The sequence below is a fragment of the Fundidesulfovibrio magnetotacticus genome, from assembly GCF_013019105.1.
GTDB lineage: Bacteria > Desulfobacterota > Desulfovibrionia > Desulfovibrionales > Desulfovibrionaceae > Fundidesulfovibrio > Fundidesulfovibrio magnetotacticus.
On sequence record NZ_BLTE01000001.1, the window covers coordinates 223,154 to 249,562 of the forward strand.

The following is a 26,409-nucleotide window of genomic DNA, read 5'->3' on the forward strand; positions in this document are numbered from 1 at the left end:
GCGACACCAGGATTTATGAGCAACACCATCGCCTCCCTGCGCCAGTGCATGAAGATCACCTTCCCCCCGGTGACGCTTCAGCTCCTGGAAGAGGCGGTCAAACCCACGCCCGATTTCGAGATCCTCGCGCGCATCCTCGGCATGGACCCCGTGCTCACGGCCACGGTGCTCACCCTGGCCAACTCGCCCTACTACAACGCGGGGCAGAAGGTCACCGACCTCAACCGCGCGGCCACCATCCTCGGCACCAAGGAAATCCTCAAGATCGCCCTGTCCATCTCCTACCAGAAGCACCTGGGCGAGGCGTTCAAAAAGCACGGCATCGACTTCTTCGCCAACTGGCGGCTCATCGTGTGGTCGGCCATCGCGGCCGAGCTCCTGGCGGAACGCCTTTGCCCGGACCTCTCCGACCAAGCCTACCTCACGGCCCTGCTCAAGGACATCTCCCTCTTGCTCATGGTCTGCGCCGATCCCACGGGCTTCAAAGAACTGGGCCACCACGGGGTGATCACCGCCTTCGTGCCCGGACAGCTGGAGGCCGAACGCGGGGCCTGGAGCGCGGACCACTGCCGCCTCACCGCGGACCTCCTGGACGAGCTGAACATCTCCGCCTCCGACCAGGCCTGCATCGCCTTCCACCACGACATGGACAGCCTCGACGCCCACTCGCCCCTGACCCAGTGCATCATCCTGGCCACGCGCTGGTCCGAGTTGGAACTGGGGACTTCGGGCAACCCGGCCAGCGTGCTCCATTTCCGCACCGCTTTGCAACGCCGCCTGGACATCGGCCCCGAAGAGATGGACGAACTCTTCATACGCTGCGCCCAGCGTTTCCAGTCCATGCTCGCCACTCTGGGCATCGAGGAAGCGCCCCACGACGACCGCTTCTACCAGCACAGCATAAAGCTCATGCAGGAATACCACTTCCTGGCCTCGGAGATCGCCCAGGCGTCCGACGGCAGGCAGGAGGTGGCGGCCATCATCGGACGGCACCTGCGCTTCATCTGGGACGTGCGCCGCTGGGAACTGGCCCTGGGCGTGCCCAAATACAACGACTGGGAACTCTTCGCTTCCCAGGAGGGCCGCGAACCCGCCCGGCTGGGGACCTCGGGCTCGCGCGACGCGCTGCCCTGGACCGCGCCCAAGTCCCACAGCTTCCCCATCGTCACCTCCGGGCCGTTCCTGGGCGAACTGCGCCTGCCGCGCCAGGGCCTGAGCCAGGAGACCCTGCGCCTGCTGGGGCTCTACGTGCGCTTCGTCAGCCAGAACTACGAACACTTCGCCCTGCGCCAGAGCGTGCTGGAGGCCAAGGCCCACACCCTGGACCAGCTGCCCGTGGGCGTGGCCAGGCTCTCGCCTTCGGGCGCCATCCAGGAGATCAACGACCGCCTGCGCCAGTTCCTGGGGCTCCCCGGAGACTGCCTCGGACGCGACCTCTGGACCGCCCTCGGCGAAGGCAAGGACCTCTCCCGCGACTCCCAGTGGGATTCCTTCCTGGCCGATCCGGGCGCGACTTCGCTCCACAAGATCTTCTGCCTCTACAAGGGCGAGCACCACGACACCGACGCCTGCGTCTACCTGGCCGCCGAAAAACGCCAGTGGCAGGGGCGCGACGAGATCCTGCTTTTCCTGGAGGACGTCACCCTGGTCTCCGGCTGGGAATTCAAGGCCCTCAAGCAGGGTGAATTCCTGGAGAAGCTCGTCAAGTCCATGCGCGATTCGGTGTTCACCATCGACGCCACCGGCCGCATCACTTTCGCTTCCCCCCGGGTGGCCCACCTGCTGGAGAAGAATCTCTTCCAGTTGGCGCGGCCCACCAGCGTCCACCAGGGCGCCTGGGGGCCGGAGATGCTCGCGGGAGCGCCCGCCCCGGTGGAGGCCCTTACGCCCGGAGCGCCGGGCGAACAGCCGCACAACCTGGAGTTCGTCTTCTCCCCCCTGCCCAAAACCCCGGGCGGGCAGAAGCAGTGGCTCGTGGTGGGCCGCGACATCACCACCGTGCGCCGCCTGGAAGACAAGCTCAAGCGCCTGGCCCTCTTCGACGGGCTCACGGGGCTTTTGAACCACTACCAGTTCCACGTCATCCTGGAGCGCGAGGCCCAGCGCAGCAAGCGCACCAAGCGCCCCATGGGCGTGCTCTTCTTCGACCTGGACAATTTCAAGGCCGTCAACGACACCCTGGGGCACCAGGCCGGCGACGACGTGCTGCGCGCCGTCTCCCGCATCCTCAAGGCGCGCCTGCGCAAGGGCATGGATTACCCCTGCCGCTACGGCGGCGACGAGTTCGCCGTGGTGGTCACCGAGGTGGAGCCCGCCCAGCTGATGCACCTGGCCCAGCGCCTCCACGAGGCCGTCTCCCAGCACTTCGAGGGACGCCTGGGCATGAGCGCCGGTCTGGCCATGCTCGAAGCCGAGGAGACGCCCTCCTCCCTGCTGCGCCGCGCCGACAAGGCCTCCTACACGGCCAAAAGCCAGGGAGGCGGCTGCATCGTCTGGTCCGGCGAAGCCCCCATGCCCTGAACCGTTCACACGCCCGCCTCCCCAGGGGTCAGGCGGGCGCAAATCCAACGCCCATGAGGTTTCCGACATGCTCTTTCGGGTGGAAGTAGCTCCCAAACCGTACCTGCAGGACATCCCCGGCCGCAGGGCCGCCCACCGCATCACCCACGAGCTGGGCGTCCCCGTGGACGACGCCGCCGTGGTGAAGACCTACACCGTGGCCGGTCTCGACCGCGATCAGGTCCGGCGCGCCGTGGACATCGCCGCCCTGCACGACCCCGTCTCCCACCTGGCCTCCCTCGATCCCCTGGCCAGTGACTTCGACTGGATCGTGGAGGTGGGCCTGCGCCCCGGCGTCACCGACAACGAGGGCCGCACCGCCCGCGAGACCCTGGCCCTGGCCCTGGGCCTCACCCGCGAGCAGGCGAAGAACGTGGCCGTGTACACCTCCGCCCAGTACGCCCTGCGCGGCAGCCTCACCCCGGCCCAGGTGGAGCACATCGCCAAGGACCACCTCTGCAACGAGCTCATCCAGCGCTTCGAGATCAAGTCCGCCGCCCAGTGGGCCGAGAAGCCCGGGTTCGAGCCCAAGGCCGCCCAGGTGACGGGCCGCTCCTCCGACGAGGTGCTCACCGTGCCGCTCTCGGCCATGAACGACGAGGCGCTCATGGCCTTCTCCCGCGAGAACGTCCTGGCCCTCTCCCTGGAAGAAATGCACGCCATCCGCGACCACTTCCTGCGCCAAGACGTGCAGGCCCGCCGCGCAGCCCAGGGACTGCCGAAGGACCCCACCGACGCCGAACTGGAAGTGCTGGCCCAGACATGGTCCGAGCACTGCAAGCACAAGATCTTCGCGGCCGACATCGACTACCGCAACGCCGAAACCGGCCGGTCCCAGGCCATCTCCAGCCTCTACAAGACCTACGTGCAGGGCTCCACACAGGCCATCCGCAAGGCCATGGGCCAGGACGACATCTGCCTCTCGGTGTTCAAGGACAACGCGGGCGTGATCCGCTTCTCCGAAGACCACCACCTCTGCGTCAAGGTGGAGACCCACAACTCGCCCTCCGCCCTGGACCCTTACGGCGGCGCGCTCACCGGCATCGTGGGCGTCAACCGCGACCCCATGGGCACCGGCATGGGCGCCAACCTCCTGTGCAACACCGACGTCTTCTGCTTCGCCTCGCCCTTCCACGACGAGCCCCTGCCCCCGAGGCTCCTGCACCCGCGCCGCGTCATGGAAGGCGTGCGCGAGGGCGTGGAGCACGGCGGCAACAAGTCCGGCATCCCCACCGTGAACGGCTCCGTGGTGTTCCACGAGCGCTTCCTGGGCAAGCCCCTGGTGTTCTGCGGCACCGTGGGCCTCATGCCCGCCCAGGTGAACGGCAAACCCAGCCAGGACAAGCGCGCCCTGCCGGGCGACCTCATCGTCATGACCGGCGGACGCATCGGCAAGGACGGCATCCACGGGGCCACCTTCTCCTCGGAAGAACTCCACGAGGGATCGCCCGCCACGGCCGTGCAGATCGGCGACCCCATCACCCAGCGCAAGATGTACGACTTCCTCATGCGCGCCCGCGACACGGGGCTCTACCACGCCATCACCGACAACGGCGCGGGCGGCCTCTCCTCTTCCGTGGGCGAGATGGCCAACGACTCGGGCGGCGCGCTCCTCGATCTCGCCCGCGCGCCCCTCAAGTACGACGGCCTGCGCCCCTGGGAGATCCTGCTCTCCGAGGCCCAGGAACGCATGACTCTGGCTGTGCCCCCCGAACGCATCGACGACTTCCTGGCCCTGGCCGCCGAAATGGACGTGGAGGCCACGGTGCTCGGCAGCTTCAACGACTCGGGCTGCTTCAAGGCCGTCTACGGCGAAAAGCCCGTGGCCCTGCTCGACATGGACTTCCTGCACGACGGCACGCCGCGCATGCGCCTGGAGGCCGTGTGGGAACGCCCCGCCACCGAGGACTCCCCTCTGCCCGCCGAGGTGGACCACGCGGGCCTTCTCAAGCGCATGCTCGGGCGGCTCAACATCTGCAGCAAGGAATACATGATCCGCCAGTACGACCACGAGGTGAAGGGCGGCAGCGTGGTCAAGCCCCTGGTGGGCGTGGAGCGCGACGGACCGGCCGACGCGGCCGTCATGCGCCCCGTGCTCTCGCGGCGCGAGGCGTTGGTGCTCTCCCACGGCATCTGCCCCCGCTACTCCGACCTGGACGCCTACTGGATGATGGCCGGGGCCATCGACGAGGCCGTGCGCAACGCCGTGGCCGCCGGCGGCGACCTGGCGCACATGGCCGGCGTGGACAACTTCTGCTGGTGCGACCCGGTGCAGTCCGAGAAGACCCCCGACGGGCGCTACAAGCTGGCCCAGCTGGTGCGCGCCAACCAGGCCCTGGCCCACTACTGCCAAGCCTACGGCGTGCCCTGCGTCTCTGGCAAGGACTCCATGAAGAACGACTACACCGGCGGCGGGGCCAAGATCTCCATCCCGCCCACGGTGCTTTTCACGGCGCTCTCCGTGATCGACGACGCCTCCCAGGCCGTCACCTCCGACTTCAAGCAGGCCGGGGACGTGGTCTACGTGCTGGGCCTCACGCGCCCGGAGCTGGGGGCCTCGGAACTGGGCGAGGAGTTGGGGCTCACCTTCGCCGACGTTCCCCAGGTGGACGCCGTGAGCGCCAAACGGCGCTACCAGGCCCTGCGCCGCTCCGCCAAGGGCAGACAGCACAACGCCTGCCACGACTGCTCCGACGGCGGCCTGGCCGTGGCCCTGGCCGAGATGTGCCTGGGCGGACGCCTGGGCGCGGACGTGGACCTCTCCCGCGTGCCCGCAAGCCCCGACTGCTCCGATCCCCTGGCCGTGCTCTATTCCGAGAGCCATTCGCGCTTCGTGGTGGGCGTGCCCTCGGCCAACGTGGCCAGCTTCGAGAAGCTCTTCGCCGGGCAGTGGATGGCCCCCGTGGGCCGCGTGACCACCGACGGGAAGCTCACCGTGCGCCGCGGCGAGGCCGTGCTCCTGAGCGAGACCGTGGACGCGCTGGCCGAGGCCTTCAAGGCCACCCTGGACTGGTAACCCCCCGCTCCGGGCACTTCGCGCTCTACCCAGGGCGTCCGCATTCGCGGACGCCCTTTTCTTAGGGCGAACCCGGAAGACCGGGTTCGCGAGAGCCGCCACGGGCGGCAAAGCCGCCCTGCTCCGGGCTGCGCTCCGCGCAGGGCCGTCGGCTCCGCCGACTGCCAGGGCGTCCGCGTTCGCGGACGCCCTTTCCTTATGGCAACCCCGGAAGACCGGATTTGCCGGAGCCGCTCGGCTCGTCCCCACTTTGGGCTCTCCCTCCCCTTCACCCGGACGGGAGCGGGTGAAATCAAAAATTTGATATCCTATCAAATCACCTCCCTTGGCGCAATTTTTTTCCGTTGCATCATCAGTCTGATTTCCGTAATGATCCTCCGTATTCTCCAACGATTGCACTGGAAACACGTGAGGGGGGCGCTCATGAGGCTGGCTGGCATTCTGTTGGCTGTGACGTTTCTCATGATCGCCGTGCCGCAGGGCAGAACGGCGAAGCAATCCACCTACGTGGGCTCGAAAGCCTGCGAAGAGTGCCACGCCAAGGAATTCGCTTCGTTCAGCAAGTTCGCCAAGAAGGCCCACTCCTTCCAGTCCGTCCAGATCATGGCCTCCAAGCTCGAGCCCGCCGAAATCAAGGAGTGCTACGCCTGCCACACCACCGGCTACGGCCAGCCCGGGGGCTTCGAGAGTTTCGAGAAGACGCCCCACCTGGCCGACGCGGGCTGCGAAGTCTGCCACGGCCCGGGGTCGGAGCATGTCCAATCCGGCGACAAGGCCCTCATCAAATCCAAGCCCAACGTGGAGGAATGCCAGACCTGCCACAACCAGCAGCGCGTCAAGTCCTTCGGTTTCAAGCCCATGCTCTTCGGAGGAGCGCACTAGGAGGTTCACCATGCACCTGTTCTATCAGTCGCTGGGCGTGCGGGTGGTCCTGCTCATCACGGTCGTCTCGGTGCTCGTCTTCTCCGGGCTCTTCGCCGCGAACGCCACCTGGCAGGCCCGCTCCACCATGCAGCTGGCCGCCTCCAGCTCCGGGCGCACGGCGGACCTGATCCTCCTGGCCGTGGAAGAGCCCATGCGCCTGGGCAAGAACCAGGAGACCGCCCACGTGTTCGAGAAGGTGGCCGGACGCGACAAGGCCTCGCGCATCTACCTGACCAACTTCCGGGGCAACGTGACCTACGCCACCGACCCCGCCGTCGTGCGCAAGGACCTGGCCCAGGCCCTGCCCGCTCCGGACATTCAGTCCCTGGCCGCGGCGAGCCTGGCCGGGCAGGAAGGCTCCGGCCGCACAACGCTGGACGGCCGGGAGTTCCTGGCCATGACCAAGCCCATCCGCAACGAGGCCGAATGCCACCACTGCCACGGGGCGTCCAAGCCCGTGCTGGGCGCCATCGTGGTGCTCCAGGACATCACCCCCGTGCTGACCCAGACGGTGCACGACCAGTTCATGGGCGGGGCCATCTCCCTGGCGGGCATGGTGCTCCTGCTGGCCCTTGTCACATGGTTCATGCGCCGCGCGGTGCTCGGAAGGGTCAAGACCATCGCGGACAACGCCTCCCTGGTGCGCCAGGGTCGCCACGACGTGGACTTCGCCATGAAAGGCCAGGACGAACTGGCCGGGCTGGCCTCGGACCTGGCCGCCATGGTCTCCACCATCCAGGACCAGCTGGCCTACAACCGGAGCGTGCTTGCGGGCATCAACATCCCGCTTTTCGTCACCAACCAGAACCTGGAGTTCTGCTTCGTCAACGACCACCTCGCGCGCATCCTGGGCAGCAAGGAGTCGGCCCTGCTGTGCCGCCACGCCGACATCTCGCTCTCGGAAGGCGGCGCGCCCGTCAGCGTCTCGCGCGACGTGTTCGCCTCGGGCCAGGCCGCCAGCGGCAAGCTGCACTTCGAGAACGCCCAGGGAGTGGTGTTTCCCCTGCACTACGAGGTGTCGCCCCTCAAGGGCGCGGACGGCAAGACCCTTGGCGTCATCGGCGTGTTCATGGACCTCACCGAAGAGGAAGACGCCAAGCTCGCCATGGAAGAGCAGCGCATGCAACTCATGGACGTGGCCCAGCAGGTGATGGACGTTTCCGCCAAGCTCTCGGCATCGGCCCTGGAGTTGTCCGGGCAGATGGAAGGCCTGACCAAGAGCGTGGAGCAGACCGCCGCCGAGACCTCCGGCCTCACCACGGCCATGGACCAGATGAACGAAACCGTGCTCGATGTGGCGAAGGTCGCGGGCGACACCGCCGGAGCTTCGGAAAAGGCCAACCAGGTTGCCCGCGACGGCGGCGTGGAGGTCCGGCGCACCGCCGAGGAAACCCGCCAGGTGGCCCAGCGCGCCGAAGAACTGGCCCGCTCCCTGGGCGATCTCAACGACCGCGCCCTGAACATCGGCAACGTCATGAACGTCGTGGGCGACATCGCCGACCAGACGAACCTCCTTGCGCTCAACGCCGCCATCGAGGCGGCCAGGGCCGGGGACGCCGGGCGCGGTTTCGCCGTAGTGGCCGACGAGGTGCGCAAACTCGCCGAAAAAACCATGCACGCCACACGCGAAGTGGCCGAAGCGGTGCGCGAAATTCAAGACGGCACCCGCCGCGCCGCCGAAGGCATGGACGGCACCCGGCAGGCCATGGAGCACGCCGCGGGCACCGCGGGCAGCACCGGGGAGGTGTTCCTGACCATCGTGGAACACTCCAACCGCATCGGGGACATGATCCGGGCCATCGCCGCCTCCGCAGACGAACAGTCCAGCACCAGCGAGGCCATCAACGGCAACGTGGGGCACATCAACGCCCTCTCCCAGGACATCTTCTCGCGCATCCGCGACGCCCACCAACGCATCGCGGAAGTGCGCGACATGTCCGCGCACCTGGCGGACCTGGCCTCGCGTTTCTCAGGCAGGAACTCCCATGACGCAGCACTTCCCACTTGACATCCCCCCCGGCTGCGGCTGATAGATTTCGTGCGCGCCCCGAGGCATTCCCAACGGGCCGCGAATAGGCTATGGTTCCGAACGCCTGGGACATGTCTCCCAGGCGATATGACCGGACGATCTGTCCTCTTTGCCGCTCAGGCAAGGTCCGCCCCAGGGCGCGACCGGCGCTGAGGGCCAAAAGACGGCCATTTTCGTCCGCCATCTTTCCAGGAGGCATCATGGACAAGTATGTCTGCAACGTCTGCGGCTACGTGTACGACCCCGAGGAAGGCGATCCGGAAAACGGCGTGTCCCCCGGCACCTCCTTCGACAAGATCCCCGACGACTGGGCCTGCCCCGTCTGCGGAGCTCCCAAGAGCGAATTCGCCAAGGAAGAATAACCCACTTTTCCACGCCCGCCGCCGCCCGGCGGCGGGCTCCCTTTCCCCCCGAGGTATCCGCATGAAACCCGTCGCCATCAAGCCTGGCGTCCACTGGGTGGGCGCGGTGGACTGGGATCGCCGCAATTTCCACGGCTATTCCCGCTCCCCCATGGGCACCACCTACAACGCATTCCTCATCGAGGACGAGAAGAACACCCTCATCGACACCGTGGAAGACCGCTTCGCGCACAAACTCCTGTGCAACGTGGCCCACATCATGGAGCCCGCCAAGGTGGACTACATCGTGGTCAACCACGTGGAGCCCGACCACTCCGGCGCGCTGCCCGAACTGGTCAAGGCCTGCAATCCCGAGAAGGTCTTCTGCTCCCCCATGGGCGAAAAGGCCATCAAGGAATACTACGGCGCGCAGGACTGGCCCATCCATGTGGTCAAATCCGGCGAGAGCCTCTCCATCGGCAAGCGCACCCTCCACTTCCTGGAGACGCGCATGCTCCACTGGCCCGACTCCATGATGACCTACGTGGCCCCGGACAAGATTCTCGTCTCCTCCGACGGCTTCGGCCAGAACATCGCCAGTTCCGAACGCTTCACCGACGAGATCGACCAGCGCGACCTCGAAGTCCAGCTGGCGCGCTACTACGCCAACATCGTGCTGCCCTTCTCCTCCGTGACCCTCAAAATCCTCGACCAGGTGGCCAAGAGCGGCTGGGACATCGACATGATCGCCCCCGACCACGGCCTGATCTGGCGCGGCGAGGGCGTGGGCTACGCCGTGGAGGCCTACCGCCGCTACGCCCTGCAGAAGCCCGCCAACCGCGCCGTGATCTTCTACGACACCATGTGGCGCTCCACCGAGAAGATGGCCCACGCCATCGCCTCCGGGCTGGCCGACGCGGGCACTCCGGTGAAGGTGATGTCGCTCAAGAGCGACCACCACTCCGACGTGATGGCCGAAGTCTTCGCCAGCGGCGCGGTGATCGCCGGGTCGGCCACGCACAACAACGGCGTGCTGCCCCTGGTGTCGGCCATGCTCACCTACATGAAGGGCCTTAAGCCCCAGAACAAGATCGGAGCGGCTTTCGGCTCCTACGGCTGGAGCGGCGAGGCCCTCAAAGACATGACCGAGTTCATGGTCGGCATGCACTTCGAGATGATCGAGGGCGTGCGCGCCAAAAACCGTCCCGGGCACGACCAGCTGAAAGCCTGCGTGGACCTGGGCCGCCGTGTGGCCCAGGCGCTCCAGGCCAAGGTGGCCGCCGTCTAGCCGCCCGCTTCCGTCGATCCCGTCAGCCCGGCGGCCCTCCCGGGGAGAGGCCGCCGGGCGTTCCACTCCGCGTTGACCGGACGCCCCTTTTTGGATACCCCTTGCCCGGCGTCGTTCCCCGGCAGTGAATCCAAGAGGGCACAAAACCGACATCCATGACCTATACGCTCATCCAGGCGCTGCGCGGCGTGCTCTGCATCTGCGTGGTGCTCATCCACATCAAGATTTACCTCACCAAGCAGGGGGGCGACCTCTCTCTCTTCTGGCACATCCCCGACTTGTTCGGCGGCATCCCCTGCGGATTCTTCGCCATCTCGGGCTATTTCATGGCCTTCCTCGTGGACCGCAACTCGCCCCACTTCCTCGTGCACAGGCTCCTGCGCGTCTACCCCATGTACTTCATCGCCGTCGGAATCGCTTATGTGCTTCGCTTCTGCACCAGCAGCCATCTCGACACCGATGACCTCTTCTATGTACTCTCCCTGCTGCCCTTCGGCATGGGCAAAAGCTACAAGCTGGGCATCGAGTGGACCCTGGTCTACGAGATCTGGTACTATTTCATCTGCGCGGTGTTCTGCAATCAGCGCCTCAAAAGCTATTTTCCTTCTTTTCTCATCACCTGGCTTTTCGGCGTGATGATCACCGATATCTACTTTTTCCGCATCCCGCAGCCCGTTCCCAACATCTTCACCGTGTGGTTCGCCATCTGGAACTATTCGTTCATCATGGGCGCGCTCACCTACTACTATCTCCAGCGCAAGTACGAGCCCGACACCATGGCCTGGGCAGCGATCGTGGCCCTGGGCTCCACGGCCACCTTCTCCTACCTGCACGGCCGGGCCTATTCCGTGCTCTACTGGCTGGGCATCCTGGCCTGCCTGCTCATCGACTGGCTCATCCGCCTGGAGAGCCGCATCCGGGCCCCCAAGTTCCTGGCGCAGTTGGGCGACTACTCCTACACGCTCTACCTCATCCACTCCAACATCATCATCCTGGTTTTCTACTCTTGGAAGAGCACCACCGGCACTCCCCCGGGCACCATCGCCGGGCTCATGGCCTTCGTGCTCTGCATGGGCGGTTTCTGGTACCTGGGCCAGGTGGATGTAAGGCTGCACAAATACCTGAAGTTCCACGTGAACAAGGCCCTTGCGGACGGCTGGGCCGCCGCGGGGCGGCGCTACGTTCTCGCGCCCCTGGCCGCCCTGGTGTCCTCGCGTTCGTCCAGAGACTGATCCCACACCCGGCTGACGCCGCTCAAGCAGCCCGAGCGCGCTCCGCCCGGGCATCCTGCGGCTTGCCGCTTCCCCGTTGCAGCGCGCGCCGGGGAAATTGTCGCCCCTATCCCGCTCGGTCCACACGTCGGCATCTAGCGGCCGACCTGGTTGCGCCTGGAATCCGTCGCCTTACCCATTTTGAGCGTTCCGGCACGTCCTGAGTCCCCGGCCTCCCGCCCCATTTCCGGCTTCGCTCCCTGTGACCTGCACGCCGATTTCGAACCACTTTGTAGCAGCCTTGCGTTGACAGACCGCCTCGCCCAGGATATAGGACAAATCAGCTCCTAATTATCCGCATTGAGGACTGGCCATGAAGCTCACTCGCGCCGCCGAATACGCCATCCGCTGCGTGCTCTACCTCTCCCGGCATGCCGCCGGGCAGCTGGTCAGCCGCAGGGAGGTGGCCGAGGCCATGGACATCCCCCCGGCTTTCCTGGGCAAGATCGCCCAGGGCCTGGCCCGGGCCGGGGTGCTCGTGGTGCGTCAGGGCGCGCTGGGCGGATATCTTCTCGCGCTTCCCCCGAAGGACATTTCTCTGCTACGGGTGGTGGAGGCCATGGACGGGGAGATTCTGCTCAACGAGTGCCTGGCCAGTCCTCATCACTGCGGCATGAGCCCAACGTGCCCGGTGCACGGGGTGTGGGCAGGGGCGCGCAAGCGCTTCCGGGCGGATCTGGCCTCGGTGAGCTTCGCCGACCTGGCCGGATGCCCGGAGCCCTGCGCGGGTGGGCTCTGCTCCGCCGGATGTTCCAGGGCGGAGTGCGGGAACTGACGTTTCCGGCCGCGAGGCCGGGCAAGGGCGAACCGCTTACGGCTCGCCATGGATTCAGGCGGGGCCAGCGGTTGGCCCGGACAACCTTGTAACCGGCCAGAACAGGAGAGAAGGCGCATGGATACCCTGATGCTTTCCCGTTTGCAGTTTGCCGCCGCCGTCTTCTTCCATTTCATTTTCGTTCCGCTGACGCTGGGCCTCTCCATCATCGTCGCCCTCATGGAGACCCGTTACGTCCGCACCGGAGATGAAATCTACAAGAAGATGACGAAATACTGGGGCAAACTTTTTCTCATCAACTTCGCCCTGGGCATCGTCACGGGCATCACGCTGGAATTCCAGTTCGGAACCAACTGGTCACGCTACTCGGCCTATGTTGGCGACATCTTCGGACCGCTCCTGGCCATCGAGGCCTCGGTGGCCTTCTTCCTGGAATCCACCATGCTGGGCGTGTGGGTCTTCGGCTGGGACAAGCTCTCCAAGAAGATGCACTGCGCGGCCATATGGATGGTGGCCATCGCCAGCAACCTTTCGGCGCTGTGGATCATCATCGCCAACGGCTTCATGCAGAATCCCCTGGGCTACGTGATGCGCAACGGCCGCGCCGAACTGGACGACTTCCTGGCGCTCATCACCAACCCCTACGCCTGGGGCGAGTACGCCCATGTGCTCACGGCGGCCTATCTGCTCTCGGGCTTCTTCGTGATGGGCGTGTGCGCCTGGCATCTACTGCGCAAGAAGGAGGTGGACTTCTACACCCGCTCCTTCAAGTACGGCGTGTCCTTCGCGCTGATCTTCTCCGTGCTGGCCGCCCTGGCCGGTCACGCCCAGGGCAACCTGGTGGCCAAGCTCCAGCCCGCCAAGCTCGCGGCCCTGGAAGCCCAGTGGAACACCGAGAAGCGCGCCCCCCTGCACCTGCTGCTCGTCCCCGGCGACGCCGAGAAGGGCAATCTGGTGGAGGCCCTGCCCATCCCCGGCGGCCTCTCCTTCATCGCCTACAACGACATCAACGCCGAAGTGAAAGGCCTCAAGGACTTCAAGCCCGAGGACCGTCCTCCCGTGGCCATCACCTTCTGGAGCTTCCGCATCATGGTGGGCCTGGGCACGCTGTTCATCGCCCTGGCGGTGTTCGCCTGGATCAAGCGCAACGACCTGGTGAACCAGCCGCGCCTGCTCAGGGCCTTGCTCTGGGTGATCCCACTGCCCTACATTGCCATCGACTGCGGTTGGGCCGTGGCCGAGGTGGGCCGCCAGCCGTGGATCGTCCACGGACTCATGCGCACCAAGGACGCCGTGTCGCCCGTGGAGCCTTCCCAGGTGGCCGTGTCCCTGGCGGCGTTCATCGTGGTCTACGCCATGCTTGGCGCCATCGACATCTACCTTCTGGCCAAGTACGCCAAGAAGGGTCCGGTCCACTAACACGGAGGGATGAGACATGGATCTCGGAACCATCTGGTTTCTGTTGTGGGGCGTGCTGTGGGCCGTCTACTTCGTCCTGGACGGCTTCGACCTGGGCGTGGGCATGCTGGCCCCCGTGCTGGCCGGCAGCGACACGGAGAAGCGCATCCTGCTCAACTCCGTGGGCCCCTTCTGGGACGGCAACGAGGTGTGGCTGATCACCGCCGGCGGAGTGACCTTCGCGGCCTTCCCCGGCACCTACGCCGTGATGTTCTCGGCGCTCTACACGCCCTTGATGCTTCTGCTCTTCGCCCTGATCTTCAGGGGCATCGCGTTCGAGTTCCGTTCCAAGATGGAGACGCCCGCCATGCGCTCCCTGTGGGACAAGATCCACTTCCTGGGGAGCTTTTTGCCCACGCTGCTTTTGGGCGTGGCCTTCGCCAACATCTTCCAGGGCGTGCCCATCGACAAGAACGGCATCTTCCAGGGCAACCTTTTCACCCTGCTCAACCCCTACGGCCTGGCGGGCGGCGTGCTCTTCGTGCTGGCCTTCCTGATGCACGGCGCGCTCTTCCTGGCCTGCAAGACTGAAAACCCCATCCGCGACAGGGCCATCCGCGTGGCGGAGAAGCTCTGGGCGGCGCTGCTGGCCGTCGCTGTTCTCTTCCTGGTGTTCTCGGCCGTGGCCACCAAGCTCTTCCTCAACTACATCGAAAACCCGCTGCTCTTCGCGGTGCTCGCCCTGCCGGTGGGCGGGCTGCTCATGCAGCGCGTGTACATCGGGCAGCGGCGCATGCTGGCCGCCTGGACCGCCAGCGCCGTGACCATCGCTGGCGTGGCGCTCTTCGGGGTGCTGGGCATCTACCCGGCGCTCCTGCCCTCGTCCCTGGACCCCGCCTTCTCCATGACCATCGCCAACAGCGCCTCCTCGCCCCTGACCCTGAAGATCATGCTCACGGTGGCGCTCACCTTCGTGCCCATCGTGATCCTCTACCAGGCCTGGGTGTACAAGACCTTCTCCCACAAGGTGACCGAGAAGGACGTGGACTACCACGAGGCCTACTAGCGCGGGCCTGCCCCTCCAACCACGAAGCCCCCGGAGCGCAAGCGCCGGGGGCTTTTCCGTTTTCGCCCTTTACCTGCCTCCAACCCGGGCGTATGCATGACCACGATCCAGGGAGGTTCCCATGAACCGACGGACGTTTCTGCTCGCCTGTCTCGCGGTGTCGCTTCTGAGCGTCAGCGCCGGGGCCGAGCCGTTGCTCGTCATGTTCGACAAGGCCAACCCGCCCTTCATGTACGCAACCGTGGACAACAAGGCCGCGGGCGTCTACCCGGCCCTGGTGGCCGAGGCCTTCTCGCGCATGGAGCAGCCCGCGGTGCTGGAGGTGCTGCCCTGGAAGCGAGCCCTGCACTTCCTGGACACCGGGCGCGGCGGGGTGGCGGGGCTCTACATGACCGAAGAGCGCCTCAAGCGCTACGACTACAGCGACCCCCTGCACACCGAGACCACGCTCGTGGTGCAGCGCGCCTCCGACCCCTCCCCTTACCTTGGCCTGGAATCCCTGCGCGGGCGCACCGTGGGCGTGCTGCGCGGCTGGTCCTACGGCGACGAGTTCGACAAGGCCCGCGCCGCCGGGCTCTTCACCGCTGAGGAGGTGGAGGGCGACGCCCAGAACTTCGAGAAGCTCCTGGCCGGACGCATCGACGTGCTCCTGGCCGTGAAGGAATCGGCCGAGACCTGCATGGCCTCCTCCAATTCCCGGGACAAGTTCAAGGTGCATGAGCGGCCGTTTGCCCGCAACAGCGCCTACCTTGCCTTCTCCAAGGACGCCCACATGGTCGAATTTCTGGACAAATTCAACCGAACTCTGGCCGAGATGCGCCGCGACGGCGCGTGGGGTTCCATCCTCAAGGACATCTTCGAGGGACGCTGAAACCCGTCCGAATCCGGGGCAGGAGCAGGGCCCCTTCTACGTCAGGCTGCTGGCGAAGCCCTGGGCCGAAGTGCCGCCCGTCACGCCGCCGTTCGCCTGCTGCTGGAGCTTTGCCAGCTGGTCGTTGAGCTGGATCATCTGGTTCTGGAGCATCATGATCTGCTGCTGCTTCTGCTTTTCGGGCAGGTCGCCGTTCTTGATCTTGTCCATCTGCTCCTTGAGCTTCTCGATCTGGTCCTTGAGGCTCTCGATCTGGCTCTCCACGGAGGTCTTGTCCGACTTGCCCGCCTTGGTGGTGAGCTTGGCGGCCTCCTGCTTTCCGGCCTCCGAGAGGGAGACGGTGTCGCCCTGGGCGGTCGCGGTCCCGGACGCGCCCTGGGCGGCGTCCTGCGCGCCGGTTTTGAGGGTCCCGCCCAGGGGCGAAAGCGTCTTGTCCGCGCTGAGCAGCGTGCTGGCGATGTTCATGGCGTCCGGTCCGGTTGACGGTTGTTTCTCCAGGCCTCATCGGCATCCGGAGCCGCGAGTTGAGGGGCGGGAAGATGAAATGTCCTTCGCGAGGAGAACTGTTTCGCCGCATTGTGCGCGAAGAAACGCCGCCCTCCCCCTTCAAGCTTCCGCGGCTCCGTGGTAGGCAGGGGGCAAACGTCCCTCCTGGAGGCTTTCCATGGACAAGCGCTCCGCATTGATCCTCTGGTTCGAGGACATCTCCATCGACGACGTGCCTCTCGTGGGCGGCAAGAACGCCTCCCTGGGCGAGATGGTGCGGGAACTCGCCCCCAAGGGCGTGCGCGTGCCCGGCGGCTTCGCCGTCACCGCCCGGGCCTACCGGCTCCTCCTGGAGCACAACCGCGCCGAGGAGCGCATCAAGGACGTGCTCCGCGACCTGGACACCCGCGACATGGAGAACCTGGCCCAGCGCGGCCGAAAGGTGCGCGCCATCATCCGCTCGCTCGCCTTCCCGCCCGAATTGCGCGCCGCCGTCGAAGAGGCCTACGCCGTCCTGGAGCAGCGCCACGGAACGGGCTGCGACGTTGCCGTGCGCTCCTCCGCCACGGCCGAAGACCTCCCCGACGCCTCCTTCGCCGGACAGCAGGAGACCTACCTGAACATCCACGGGGCGGAAGAACTCCTGGAGGCCTGCCAGCGCTGCTTCGCCTCGCTCTTCACCAACCGGGCCATCTCCTACCGCGTGGACAAGGGCTTCGACCACTTCGCCATCGCCCTCTCCATCGGCGTGCAGAAGATGGTGCGCTCCGACCTGGCCTCGGCGGGCGTGATGTTCTCCATCGACACCGAGTCGGGCTTCCGCGACGCCGTGACCATCACCGGGGCCTGGGGCCTGGGCGAGAACGTGGTGCAGGGCGCGGTGAGCCCCGACGAATACTGCGTGTTCAAGCCCACCCTGCGCGCGGGCTTCCGGCCCATCCTCCAGCGCAAGCCCGGGGACAAGGCCATCAAGATGGTCTACACGGACGACGCCAAGTCCCCCACCAAGAACGTGGAGGTCCCCCAGGCCGACCGCACCCGCCTGGTGCTCACGGACAACGAGATCCTGGAACTGGCCCGCATGGCCATGGTCATCGAGGAACACTACTCCGCCAAGGCCGGCACCCCGCGCCCCATGGACATCGAATGGGCCAAGGACGGCCGCACCGGGGAGCTCTACATCGTGCAGGCCCGGCCCGAGACCGTGCATTCCCTCAAGGATGCCAACGTGCTGCGCTCTTACAGGCTCACGGGCCTGGGCGAGGTGGCCGCGCGCGGGCGCGCCGTGGGCGAGATGATCGGCAGGGGCCTGGCCTGCGTGATCAGGGAAGCCGCCAACATCAAGGCCTTCAAGCCCGGCAGCGTGCTCGTCACCGACATGACCGACCCGGACTGGGAACCCGTGATGAAGACGGCCTCGGCCATCGTCACCAACCGGGGCGGGCGCACCTGCCACGCGGCCATCGTCTCGCGCGAGCTGGGCATCCCCTGCGTGGTGGGCGCGGGCGACGCCACCGAACGCATCCGCGACGGCGAGCCCGTCACCGTGGACTGTTCCCAGGGCGCGGAGGGGCTGGTCTACCACGGACTCCTGGACTTCGAGGTGCAGACCGTCAACCTGGGCGAAATGCCCAGGCCCAAAACCAAGATCACCATGAACCTGGCCGCCCCGGAGCAGGCCTTCGAGAAGAGCTTCATCCCCAACGACGGCGTGGGCCTGGCGCGCGTGGAGTTCATCATCAACTCCTCCATCCGCGTGCACCCCCTGGCGCTCCTGCGCTTCGACCAGCTCAAGGACCCGGCCGCCCGGGAGGCCATCGAGGCCATGACGCGCGGCTACGCCGACAAGGCCGACTACTTCGTGGACAGACTGGCCGAGGGGGTGGGCATGCTGGCCGCCGCCTTTTATCCCAAGCCCGTCATCGTGCGCCTGTCGGACTTCAAGTCCAACGAGTACGCCAACCTCATCGGCGGAGCGCAGTTCGAGCCCCACGAGGAGAACCCCATGATCGGCTGGCGCGGGGCCAGCCGCTACTACTCCGAGGGCTACCGCGACGCCTTCGCCCTGGAGTGCCGCGCCATGCGCCTGATCCGCGAGGACATGGGGCTCGCCAACCTGGAAGTGATGATTCCCTTCCCGCGCACCGTGGAGGAGGCCCGCAAGGTGGTGGAGACCATGGCCGAAAACGGCCTGCGCCAGGGCGAGAACGGGCTGCGGATCATCGGCATGTGCGAGATACCCTCCAACGTGATCCTGGCCGAGGAGTTCCTGGAGGTCTTCGACGGCTTCTCCATCGGCTCCAACGACCTCACCCAGCTCATCCTGGGCGTGGACCGCGACTCGTCCCTGGTGGCCCACGTCTTCGACGAGCGAAACCCCGCCGTGAAGCGGATGGTCAAGCAGGTGATCGACGTGGCCAACGCCAAGGGCAAATACATCGGCATTTGCGGCCAGGCCCCCAGCGATTACCCCGAATTCGCGGCCTTCCTGGTGGAATGCGGCATCCAGAGCATCTCGCTCAACCCCGACACGGTGATCAAGACCACCCTGGCCGTGGCCGAACTGGAAAAGAGGCTGGGCAGAAGCGCCTGACGCACCAGCACCCCGGCCGCCAACGGGCGGCCGGGGCGCGCCACCATCCCATCCTATCATTGACTCGGAGCGGCCGAAAAGCTAACGGTTATTAAGCATCGTGATTCCCTTGTTGCGCACTTCTGCCTTCCCGGCAAGGCGCCGAAAAATCCGGGAAGCCTCCAAAGGCCGCTCCATGCCCGCACCTTCCAGCCCCAGGGGCTTCAGCATGTTCTCGGCCGTCATGGCCCTCATCGTGGGCACGGCTGCCGTCCTCACCGTCCTGAACCTGGCCGTCACCGCGCGGGAAAGCTCCCGGGCCGCCCAGGACTCCGCCCTGGAGCTGTTCGGCGAGGCCTCCGCGCGCATCAGGGCCAACGTGGAACTGTTCTCCGGAACCCTCGCCACCCAGGCCAGCGCGGCAGCGCTCTTCCTCAAGGACAACCACGCCCGGGGAGGCTCCCGCCTGGAGTTTTTCACCGGTCTGCTGGACGCCAACCCGGACCTCCTGAGCGTCTACTCCGGCCATGCAGACGGGGACTTCACCCAGGTCTTCTCCGTCAAGGACAGGCCCGCCGTGAAGCAAATCTATCGCACGCCCCCCGAAACGGCCTACATCGAACGCGCCATCTTCCGCAGGCCCGACGGCGCGCGCATCCAGACCTGGACCTTCCTCGGCCCCGCCCTGGAACGCCTGGACTCCCGGGAAGAGACGGACTTCGAGTACGACCCCCGCACACGCCCCTGGTACAAGGACGCCCAGGGCGCCAAGAGCACCGTGTTCACGGCCCCCTACGTCTTCAGCAGTTCCGGCCTGCCCGGCATCACCGGCGCACGTCCCCTGGCCTCGGGCGACGGAGTCTTCGGCGCGGACGTGAGCCTGAAGCAGCTTCAGGATATGGTCGCGCGCCAGGGCGTCACGCCGGGAGGGCGCGTGTTCCTCATGGACACCGAAGGACGCCTGGTGGCCCTTCCCCGCGACGACGTGGTGGTCCCCAAGGGTCAGGGCCTCGCGCTCAAGCCTGCCTCGGAAGCCGCCGACCCCACCGTGCGCGCCCTGGCCCGCGCCTTCGAAGAGTCCAAGGAACCTGTCTCGACGACTTGCAGGACCTTCAGCATGGACATGAACGGCAGGCCCGGCCTGGCCTGCATCGTCTCGCTGGCCGGTCCGGGATCGCCGGACCTCGTGCTGGCCCTGGCGGCCCCGGAAGACGACTTCACGGCGCACATCCGGCGCATGGCGCGCCAGAACATGCTCTACACCCTGGTCTTTCTGGTCCTTGCCGTGCCCGTGGCCTGGCTCATCGCGCGCAGGGTCGCCCGCCCCCTGGCCCAGCTGGGCCGCGAGGCCGCCCGCGTACGCGCGCTGGATTTCTCCCCGGGCGAGCCCGCTGCCACGCGCATCGAGGAGGTGCGCCAGTTCGCCCAGGCCTTCGAGGTGATGCGCGAGACCATCCGCAACCACACCCTGGCCCTCCATGAAAAGCAGCAAAGCCTTCAGCGACTCCTGGACGCCGGGCTGGCCCTCTCCGCCGAACAGGACATGGGCAGGCTTCTGGAGCTGATCTTTCGCACCGCCAAGGATTTCGGCCACGCCGACGGCGGGGCCGTCTACCTGCTGGACTCCGACGGCCTCTCCGTGGAACTGGTCAGCCTGCGCGACGAGACGGCCATGCTGGGCAAGCTCACCACGAACCCCGCCTCTCGCGTTGCGGTCGATCCCGACATCGTGGACCTGCTGGACACCGACACCGTGCTCTTCCACGCCTGCCAGGCCTTCGTGGAGGGGCGCAACGCCGCGGCCTCCGGCGAAGGGTTCGAGCTCTTCCCCACGGGGCTGCCCGGCGAGCAGGACGGCTACGCGATCCGTTCCCTGTTCACCGTGCCCCTGACCAACCGCCTGGGCAAAGCCGTGGGCGTGCTGCAGCTCTTCAATCCCGTGGACCCCGCCACCGGCGAGGCCCTCGCCCTGCACCACCCCGGCGCGGGCTTCGTGGAGGCCCTGGCCGCCCAGGCCGCCGTGGCCCAGGACAACTGGAACATGGTGCACTCGCTGCGCGAGCTTTTCGAGTCCGTCATCCGGCTCACGGCGGGCGCCATCGACGCCAAGTCCCCCTACACGGGGGGGCACTGCGTGCGCGTGCCCGTGCTGGCCGAGATGCTGGCCCAGGCCGCCCACGAGGCCGACTGCGGGCCGCTGGCGGACTTCGCCCTGGAGGGCGAGGAAGGCTGGCGGGAATTCACCGTGGCCGCCTGGCTCCACGACTGCGGCAAGCTCGTCATCCCCGAATACGTGGCCGACAAGGCCACCAAGCTCGAAGCCCTGCACAACCGCATCCACGAGGTGCGCGCCCGCTTCGAAATCCTCTGGCGCGACGCATGCATAGACGCCCTGCGCCAACTGGCCGGCCCCCGCGCCGACGACCCGGACTTCCAGGCCAGCCTGCGGGAGCGCCTGGAATCCCTGCGTGAAGACTTCGCCTTCGTGGCCGAGTGCAACATCGGCGGCGAGTTCATGTCGCCCGAGCGCGTGGAGCGCCTGCGCGCCATCGCCTCGCGCACCTGGGCGCGCCATTTCAGCGACCGCCAGGGGCTTTCCCAGGCCGAGCTGGACCGCCTGCCTGAATCCGAAGCCCCCCTGCCCGTCCAGGAGCCTCTCCTGTCCGACAGGCCCGAGCAGCGGATCGCGCGCACGCGGGCCCAGCTCTGGCCCGACGAACTGCCCGTGAAAATGGAGGTCCCCGAACTGCTCTACAACCTGGGCGAGCTGCACAACCTCTGCGTGGCCCGGGGGACCCTCACGCCCGAGGACCGCTTCAAGATCAACGAGCACATCATCCAGACCCTGGCCATCCTGAGCCAGATCCCCTTCCCGCCCGCACTCAAGCGCGTGCCCGAAATCGCCGGAGGGCACCACGAAACCCTCGACGGCCGGGGCTACCCCTTCCGGCTCAACGCCGAACAGCTCTCCATCGAGGCCCGCATCGTGGCCGTGGCCGACATCTTCGAGGCCCTCACCGCCTCCGACAGGCCCTACAAGAAGGCCAAGACCCTGGCCGAGGCCCTGGGCATCATGCGCCGCATGCGCGACGACCGCCACATCGACCCGGACCTCTTCGAGGTGTTCCTGCGCTCCGGGCTCCACGTGCGCTACGCCGAGCGCTTCCTCATGCCCTGGCAGAACGTGCCGGTGGACGTGGAGGCCCTTCTGCGGCAGGATGCGCGCGGCGGTTGAACGCCCCACGGACCCCACGCACCATGACACTGGCCGTCGCGCTCTCCGGCGGCATGGACAGCCTCCTCGCCCTGGCGCTGGCCCGCGACGCCGGGGGCGATGTCCTGGCCGTGCACGCCCACTTTCTCCCCCCGGACCACCGCGCCCGGGAGCTGGCCCACGCCCTGGAAACCCTCTGCCGGGGCCTGGGCGTGCCCTTCCACGCCCTGGACCTCTCCGAAGCCTTCCGCCAACGCGTGGTGACGCCCTTCGCCCAGGCCTACGCCTCTGGCCTCACGCCCAATCCCTGCGCGGCCTGCAACCGCGACATGAAGTTCGGCCTGCTCTTCGAGGCCGCCCGGGCGCTGGGGGCCGGACGCATCGCCACCGGCCACTACGCCCGACTGGCCCCGGCCCCCGAGGGCGGCCAGGCCCTCCTGCGCGGGGCCGATCCCGCCAAGGACCAGAGCTATTTCCTCACCTTGGTGCACCGCCGGAACCTGGACCACGCCCGCTTCCCACTGGGCGACTGGACCAAGGCCCGCGTGCCCGCCGAACTGGCCCGTCGCGGCCTGACCCCGCCCCTGCCATCGGAGAGCCAGGAGGTCTGCTTCGTCCCGGACGACGACTACCGCGCCTTTCTCCAGTCCCTGGGCGCGCCCCTGCCCGGACCCGGCCCCATCGTGCTGGAGGACGGCCGGGTGGTCGGCCGCCACCAGGGCCTCTGGCGGTACACCGTCGGCCAGCGCAAGGGCATCGGCGTGGCCTGGGGCTTCCCCCTCCACGTGCTGGCCAAGCGCGCCGGGAAGAACGCCCTGGTGGTGGGACCCAAGGCCGCCCTGGCCGCGCTGGAATGCCGCGTGCGCGAGGTCAACGCCCTGGCCGATCCCTCCCGGTGGCCCGGGGAGGTCCTTGTCCAGACCTGCTACCGCCAGCACCCCAGGCCCGCGCGGGCCGCCCCCGACGGCGAAGGGGGGCTCCTGCTGCACTTTCTTGATCCCGTGGAGCGCCCCACGCCCGGGCAGGTGGCCGCGCTCTTCGACGGCAGCGGCCGCGCCCTGGCGGGCGGGATCATCGCTTGAACTCCCTGCCCGCCTTGGGCTATCCCACGCGGGCCATGAACACCATCCGCAACGCCCTTATCGACCGCGACGGCACCATCATCGTGGAAAAGCACTACCTGCACGACCCGGCCCAGGTGGTGCTGGTCCCCGGCGCGGGCGAGGCCCTGGCCGCGCTCCAGGAGGCCGGAGTGCGCCTTTTCGTGGTCACCAACCAGTCCGGCATCGGCCGGGGCTACTACCGCGAGGAGGACTTCCAGGCCGTGCAGCGCCGCCTGGAGGAGCTTCTGGCCCCCCACGGCGTCCGCCTGCGGGACACCGCCTTCTGCCCCCACGCCCCCGACGCGCGCTGCGCCTGCCGCAAGCCGGAACCCGGCCTCTGGACGGCCCTGCGCGACGCCCACGCCCTGGACCCGGCCGAGACCGCCATGATCGGCGACAACGCCTCCGACGTGGCCTTCGGCCGCTCCTGCGGTTTCGCGGAGTCCGTGCTGGTGCTCACCGGCCACGGCAGACGCTTTGCCGCCAGACTGGGCCTGCCCGAGCAGGTGGCGGACTGGACCCGCCTGGTCGCTCCCGACCCGGCGCAGCCCACCCTCCTCGCCCGGGACCTGCCGGGCGCGGTGCGGGCGCTGCTCGCGAACGCCGGGAACGCCCCGTGAGCGCGGCGCGCCGCTTCGCCCAGGCCCTGGCCGGGCAGTGGTCGGCAACGGTCTACTGCGCCGTGCTGGCCACCCTGCTCTCCTTCGTGTTGGGCCGCGTGCTTGGCCCCGACGCCTTCGGAGTGTATTCCTACATCATCACCCTGGCCTCGCTCTTCGCCATCCTCCAGGACGGCGGTTTCTCCACTCTGATCTTCCGGGAGACGGCCCATCCCTCAGAACACCTCACGTCCAGCCCTCCGCTCCTCCGCCAGGCCCTGACCCACTGCGCGCTCACCACCCTGGCCGGGCTGGGCCTCGTCTTGATCGCGCCCCTGGAGCACAAGGCGGCCCTGGCGCTGGCCGTGCTCTACTACGCCCTCTTCAGCGCCGGGAGCTACCTTTCGGCCGCCTTGAAGGGCTCCGGGGCCTTCGTGGCCGAGGCCCGCTGGCGCATGACCGTGCGCACGGCCACGGCCGCCGCCGTGGGCCTGGCGCTCCTCGTGCCCGGCGCGGGCGTAGCCGCCCTCTTCGGCGGCTATCTGGCGGGACAGCTGCTGGCCCTGGCCCTGCCCATGGCCGCGCCGGTCCGCCTTTTCCCGGCCCCGCGCATCGACCCCTCGCTCTACCGGAGCTGCGGGGCTTTCCTGCTCATCAGCGCGGCCACCACCATCTACTTCAAGTCCGACATCATCCTGCTCACCCAGCTCACGGCCGACCCCGCCGAGGTGGGCCAGTACGCCGCCGCCTACCGTCTGGTGGAGGCCGCCGTGCTCTTCTCCTCGCCGCTCGCCCACATCTTCTTCCGCACCCTGCGCACCAGCCTGGGCGACGCGGCCGCCTTCCGCTCCAGCTTCCGCCGCCAGTTGGCCGCCATGTGCCTGCTGGCCGTCTCGGGCACGGCCCTGGCCCTGTGGCTGGGCCCCGGGATCATCCGCCTCGCCTTCGGCGAACGCTTCGGCCCGGCCGGGGAGCTCTGCGCCTGGGTGCTTCCCTCGCTCCTCTTCATCCTGCCCAACGGGCTGCTCACCCAGGCCCTCATCGCCATGGGCCGCGAGGGCTTCTACGCCCGCGTCACGGTGGTCACGGCCCTGCTGAACATCGCCCTCAACGCGGCGCTCATCCCCTTCTTCGGGGCCAAGGGTTCGGCCGCCGCCACCGTGGCCACCGAGGCGGCCCTTGCCCTCGGGCTCACGGCGGGCTACCTGAAGCGGTCATGAACACCACGCCCTTCACCAGCGAAGACGAGTTCCTGGAAGCCATCCACGCCCGCTTCCCCAACGAGCACCCTCACCTGGCCCTGGGACGCGGCGACGACTGCGCCCTGCTCAAGTGCCCCGAAACCGTGGCCCTCACCACGGACCTCTTCGTGGAGCACGTCCATTTCCGGCGCTCCTACTTCTCTCCCGCCGACGTGGGCCACAAGGCCCTGGCCGTGAACCTCTCGGACCTAGCCGCCATGGGCTGCCTGCCCCTGGGCTTCTCGCTGGGCCTGGCCGGGCCGCCGGACACGCCGCGCGTTTTCTGGGAAGGCGTGCTGGACGGCATGGCCGCGCTGGCCGCGCGGTTCGACATCCCCCTGGCCGGGGGCGACCTCAACGCCGCCGGGGCCGTGATGCTGGCCGTGACGGCCTGGGGCAGGCCAGGACCCACGGGCCGCGCGCTTCAGCGCTGCATGTGCAAGCCACAGGACGTCCTCTTCCTGGCGGGCGACGCGGGCCTGGCCCGCGTGGGCCTTGAGGTGCTGGAGCGCTTCGGCCCCGACGCCGCGCGGGACTGGCCCGAGGCGACCGCCGCCCACCTGCGCCCCGCCCCCCTGGTGAAGGACGGCCTCGCCCTGGCCAAATTGCGCACGCGCGGGCTCATGGACCTCTCCGACGGCCTGGCCCGCGACCTCCCGCGTTTCCTGGGCCGGGACCTGGGGGCGGACCTGTCCATCGACCCGGACATCCTCCACCCCGAGGTGCTCGCCTGGGCCAAGGCCACGGAGCAGGACCCCGCGGCCCTGGCCGTGCTGGGCGGCGAGGACTACGCCCTGTTGGGCGCCTGCCACCGCGCGCAATTCCTGGAAATCTACGGCCACGTGCCTTCGGTCTGGGCCGTGGGCGAGGCCAGCGCCAGGCCCGGCCTGCGCGTGAACGGCAAGCCCCAGGACGCCAAGGGGTTCGATCACTTCGGGTAGAGTCGCGGGCGATGGGGACGGGGAGATGCCTCCGGCGGGCAAAGAGGGCGCTGCCCTCTCTGCACTCTCCCACCAGGGGGGAGCCCCCCCTGGACCCAGCAGTTGCTTCGCGGGATTCACCGATACGGCCCACGTCAAACGTTGGTTTTCCCGTACCGCCCCACGACAGGATGAACAGAGGGCCAGCCGCCCTTCCGGGGCGGCTGGCCCTCCAACTACAACCTCTTTGCTTTCCTCTTCGCCCTAACCCTACGTGAACATGTTGATGGCGCACGTGTCGGCCAGCTTCAGGTACTGCTCGGCGTTCATCACTTCGACGCCGTCGATCAGGTCTTCTTTGCCGAGCTTCATCATGTCCAGCGTCATGCGGCAGGCGATGAGCCTCACCCCCTCCAGTTGCGCCGTCTCCTGAAGCTCCGGCAGGTCCGGGATGCCCGCCTGGGCGATCTGGCGCTTCATCATCCAGCTGGCCAGGCGGGACATCCCCGGGATCGCCCCCAGGAAGCCCGGCGGATGGAACAGGAACTTCCCCAACTGTCCCTTGCGCACGGCGTTGATGCCCATAAACGTATGGAACACGAAGGCCTCGTGTCCCAGCCTGCGCGCGTTGATGGAGAGGATCAGGGCAGGATAGGCCCCGTCCAGGGTGCCCCGGGAACAGATGAAGGCGTAGCGCTGGCTTCCACCAGCTTCGGGCTTCGATTCCATGGCGTCA

General features: G+C 67.6%; 19 protein-coding genes. 17 read left to right on the forward strand and 2 right to left on the reverse strand.

The window, feature by feature from the left end:
- The first annotated feature begins 15 nt into the window (after nucleotides 1-15).
- From NNJEOMEG_RS01075 to NNJEOMEG_RS01125, 11 genes are all read left to right on the forward strand, one after another.
- Nucleotides 16-2,520, forward strand: coding sequence for a diguanylate cyclase (locus tag NNJEOMEG_RS01075; protein WP_173080460.1), 2,505 nt, complete (start codon nucleotides 16-18; stop codon nucleotides 2,518-2,520).
- 67 nt (nucleotides 2,521-2,587) lie between these two features.
- Complete coding sequence (locus NNJEOMEG_RS01080) at nucleotides 2,588-5,575, forward strand: AIR synthase-related protein (protein ID WP_173080461.1); 2,988 nt, start codon at nucleotides 2,588-2,590, stop codon at nucleotides 5,573-5,575.
- A 423-nt stretch (nucleotides 5,576-5,998) separates the two neighbouring features.
- Entirely contained in the window at nucleotides 5,999-6,457 is a 459-nt protein-coding gene (locus NNJEOMEG_RS01085) for a cytochrome c family protein (RefSeq protein ID WP_173080462.1), read from the forward strand.
- A gap of 10 nt (nucleotides 6,458-6,467) precedes the next feature.
- Nucleotides 6,468-8,507, forward strand: coding sequence for a methyl-accepting chemotaxis protein (locus NNJEOMEG_RS01090; protein ID WP_173080463.1), 2,040 nt, complete (start codon nucleotides 6,468-6,470; stop codon nucleotides 8,505-8,507).
- Nucleotides 8,508-8,728: 221 nt separating this feature from the next.
- Nucleotides 8,729-8,890, forward strand: a complete 162-nt coding sequence (gene rd / locus NNJEOMEG_RS01095; RefSeq protein WP_173080464.1) for a rubredoxin — start codon at nucleotides 8,729-8,731, stop codon at nucleotides 8,888-8,890.
- A gap of 61 nt (nucleotides 8,891-8,951) precedes the next feature.
- Nucleotides 8,952-10,157: an FprA family A-type flavoprotein gene (locus tag NNJEOMEG_RS01100; protein WP_173080465.1), complete on the forward strand. Its 1,206-nt coding sequence runs from the start codon at nucleotides 8,952-8,954 to the stop codon at nucleotides 10,155-10,157.
- A gap of 155 nt (nucleotides 10,158-10,312) precedes the next feature.
- Nucleotides 10,313-11,389: an acyltransferase family protein gene (locus NNJEOMEG_RS01105; RefSeq protein WP_173080467.1), complete on the forward strand. Its 1,077-nt coding sequence runs from the start codon at nucleotides 10,313-10,315 to the stop codon at nucleotides 11,387-11,389.
- A gap of 352 nt (nucleotides 11,390-11,741) precedes the next feature.
- A complete protein-coding gene (locus NNJEOMEG_RS01110) occupies nucleotides 11,742-12,203 on the forward strand; it encodes an RrF2 family transcriptional regulator (RefSeq protein ID WP_173080469.1) in 462 nt (153 codons plus the stop codon).
- A gap of 117 nt (nucleotides 12,204-12,320) precedes the next feature.
- Nucleotides 12,321-13,622 (forward strand): cytochrome ubiquinol oxidase subunit I, encoded by a 1,302-nt coding sequence (locus NNJEOMEG_RS01115; RefSeq protein WP_173080471.1) that lies wholly within the window; start codon nucleotides 12,321-12,323, stop codon nucleotides 13,620-13,622.
- A gap of 16 nt (nucleotides 13,623-13,638) precedes the next feature.
- Nucleotides 13,639-14,667 carry a cytochrome d ubiquinol oxidase subunit II gene (gene cydB / locus NNJEOMEG_RS01120; RefSeq protein ID WP_173080472.1) on the forward strand — a complete coding sequence of 343 codons (1,029 nt, stop codon included), beginning with the start codon at nucleotides 13,639-13,641 and terminating at the stop codon, nucleotides 14,665-14,667.
- A 121-nt stretch (nucleotides 14,668-14,788) separates the two neighbouring features.
- On the forward strand, nucleotides 14,789-15,538 hold the full coding sequence (locus NNJEOMEG_RS01125; RefSeq protein ID WP_173080474.1) for a substrate-binding periplasmic protein: 750 nt from the start codon (nucleotides 14,789-14,791) through the stop codon (nucleotides 15,536-15,538).
- A gap of 36 nt (nucleotides 15,539-15,574) precedes the next feature.
- Here NNJEOMEG_RS01125 and NNJEOMEG_RS01130 read toward each other — a convergent pair whose 3' ends face one another.
- On the reverse strand, nucleotides 15,575-16,003 hold the full coding sequence (locus NNJEOMEG_RS01130) for a FlxA-like family protein (protein WP_173080476.1): 429 nt from the start codon (nucleotides 16,001-16,003) through the stop codon (nucleotides 15,575-15,577).
- Nucleotides 16,004-16,202: 199 nt separating this feature from the next.
- Here NNJEOMEG_RS01130 and ppsA point away from each other — a divergent pair, with 199 nt between their 5' ends.
- From ppsA to thiL, 6 genes are all read left to right on the forward strand, one after another.
- On the forward strand, nucleotides 16,203-18,617 hold the full coding sequence (gene ppsA / locus NNJEOMEG_RS01135; protein WP_173080478.1) for a phosphoenolpyruvate synthase: 2,415 nt from the start codon (nucleotides 16,203-16,205) through the stop codon (nucleotides 18,615-18,617).
- 175 nt (nucleotides 18,618-18,792) lie between these two features.
- The gene (locus NNJEOMEG_RS01140) at nucleotides 18,793-21,831 is read left to right on the forward strand and encodes an HD domain-containing phosphohydrolase (protein ID WP_173080480.1); all 3,039 of its coding nucleotides are present in this window, start codon (nucleotides 18,793-18,795) and stop codon (nucleotides 21,829-21,831) included.
- A gap of 23 nt (nucleotides 21,832-21,854) precedes the next feature.
- On the forward strand, nucleotides 21,855-22,892 hold the full coding sequence (gene mnmA, locus NNJEOMEG_RS01145) for a tRNA 2-thiouridine(34) synthase MnmA (protein ID WP_173080482.1): 1,038 nt from the start codon (nucleotides 21,855-21,857) through the stop codon (nucleotides 22,890-22,892).
- Nucleotides 22,889-23,533, forward strand: a complete 645-nt coding sequence (locus tag NNJEOMEG_RS01150; RefSeq protein ID WP_308464625.1) for a D-glycero-alpha-D-manno-heptose-1,7-bisphosphate 7-phosphatase — start codon at nucleotides 22,889-22,891, stop codon at nucleotides 23,531-23,533. Before mnmA ends, NNJEOMEG_RS01150 begins: the two co-directional genes overlap by 4 nt.
- Nucleotides 23,530-24,732, forward strand: a complete 1,203-nt coding sequence (locus NNJEOMEG_RS01155) for an oligosaccharide flippase family protein (RefSeq protein WP_173080484.1) — start codon at nucleotides 23,530-23,532, stop codon at nucleotides 24,730-24,732. The genes NNJEOMEG_RS01150 and NNJEOMEG_RS01155 overlap by 4 nt, the downstream gene beginning before the upstream one ends.
- Nucleotides 24,729-25,694 carry a thiamine-phosphate kinase gene (gene thiL / locus NNJEOMEG_RS01160; protein ID WP_173080486.1) on the forward strand — a complete coding sequence of 322 codons (966 nt, stop codon included), beginning with the start codon at nucleotides 24,729-24,731 and terminating at the stop codon, nucleotides 25,692-25,694. Before NNJEOMEG_RS01155 ends, thiL begins: the two co-directional genes overlap by 4 nt.
- Nucleotides 25,695-25,943: 249 nt before the next feature.
- Here thiL and NNJEOMEG_RS01165 read toward each other — a convergent pair whose 3' ends face one another.
- Entirely contained in the window at nucleotides 25,944-26,402 is a 459-nt protein-coding gene (locus tag NNJEOMEG_RS01165) for a DsrE/DsrF/DrsH-like family protein (RefSeq protein ID WP_173080488.1), read from the reverse strand.
- Nucleotides 26,403-26,409 lie beyond the last annotated feature (7 nt).

Excerpts from the sequence above, each read along its gene's own strand:
- NNJEOMEG_RS01075 (WP_173080460.1), top strand. The coding sequence starts at position 16 with ATGAGCAACACCATCGCCTCCCTGCGCCAGTGCATGAAGATCACCTTC.
- NNJEOMEG_RS01080 (WP_173080461.1), top strand. The coding sequence starts at position 2,588 with ATGCTCTTTCGGGTGGAAGTAGCTCCCAAACCGTACCTGCAGGACATC.
- NNJEOMEG_RS01085 (WP_173080462.1), top strand. The coding sequence starts at position 5,999 with ATGAGGCTGGCTGGCATTCTGTTGGCTGTGACGTTTCTCATGATCGCC.
- NNJEOMEG_RS01090 (WP_173080463.1), top strand. The coding sequence starts at position 6,468 with ATGCACCTGTTCTATCAGTCGCTGGGCGTGCGGGTGGTCCTGCTCATC.
- rd (WP_173080464.1), top strand. The coding sequence starts at position 8,729 with ATGGACAAGTATGTCTGCAACGTCTGCGGCTACGTGTACGACCCCGAG.
- NNJEOMEG_RS01100 (WP_173080465.1), top strand. The coding sequence starts at position 8,952 with ATGAAACCCGTCGCCATCAAGCCTGGCGTCCACTGGGTGGGCGCGGTG.
- NNJEOMEG_RS01105 (WP_173080467.1), top strand. The coding sequence starts at position 10,313 with ATGACCTATACGCTCATCCAGGCGCTGCGCGGCGTGCTCTGCATCTGC.
- NNJEOMEG_RS01110 (WP_173080469.1), top strand. The coding sequence starts at position 11,742 with ATGAAGCTCACTCGCGCCGCCGAATACGCCATCCGCTGCGTGCTCTAC.
- NNJEOMEG_RS01115 (WP_173080471.1), top strand. The coding sequence starts at position 12,321 with ATGGATACCCTGATGCTTTCCCGTTTGCAGTTTGCCGCCGCCGTCTTC.
- cydB (WP_173080472.1), top strand. The coding sequence starts at position 13,639 with ATGGATCTCGGAACCATCTGGTTTCTGTTGTGGGGCGTGCTGTGGGCC.
- NNJEOMEG_RS01125 (WP_173080474.1), top strand. The coding sequence starts at position 14,789 with ATGAACCGACGGACGTTTCTGCTCGCCTGTCTCGCGGTGTCGCTTCTG.
- NNJEOMEG_RS01130 (WP_173080476.1), bottom strand. The coding sequence starts at position 16,003 with ATGAACATCGCCAGCACGCTGCTCAGCGCGGACAAGACGCTTTCGCCC.
- ppsA (WP_173080478.1), top strand. The coding sequence starts at position 16,203 with ATGGACAAGCGCTCCGCATTGATCCTCTGGTTCGAGGACATCTCCATC.
- NNJEOMEG_RS01140 (WP_173080480.1), top strand. The coding sequence starts at position 18,793 with ATGCCCGCACCTTCCAGCCCCAGGGGCTTCAGCATGTTCTCGGCCGTC.
- mnmA (WP_173080482.1), top strand. The coding sequence starts at position 21,855 with ATGACACTGGCCGTCGCGCTCTCCGGCGGCATGGACAGCCTCCTCGCC.
- thiL (WP_173080486.1), top strand. The coding sequence starts at position 24,729 with ATGAACACCACGCCCTTCACCAGCGAAGACGAGTTCCTGGAAGCCATC.
- NNJEOMEG_RS01165 (WP_173080488.1), bottom strand. The coding sequence starts at position 26,402 with ATGGAATCGAAGCCCGAAGCTGGTGGAAGCCAGCGCTACGCCTTCATC.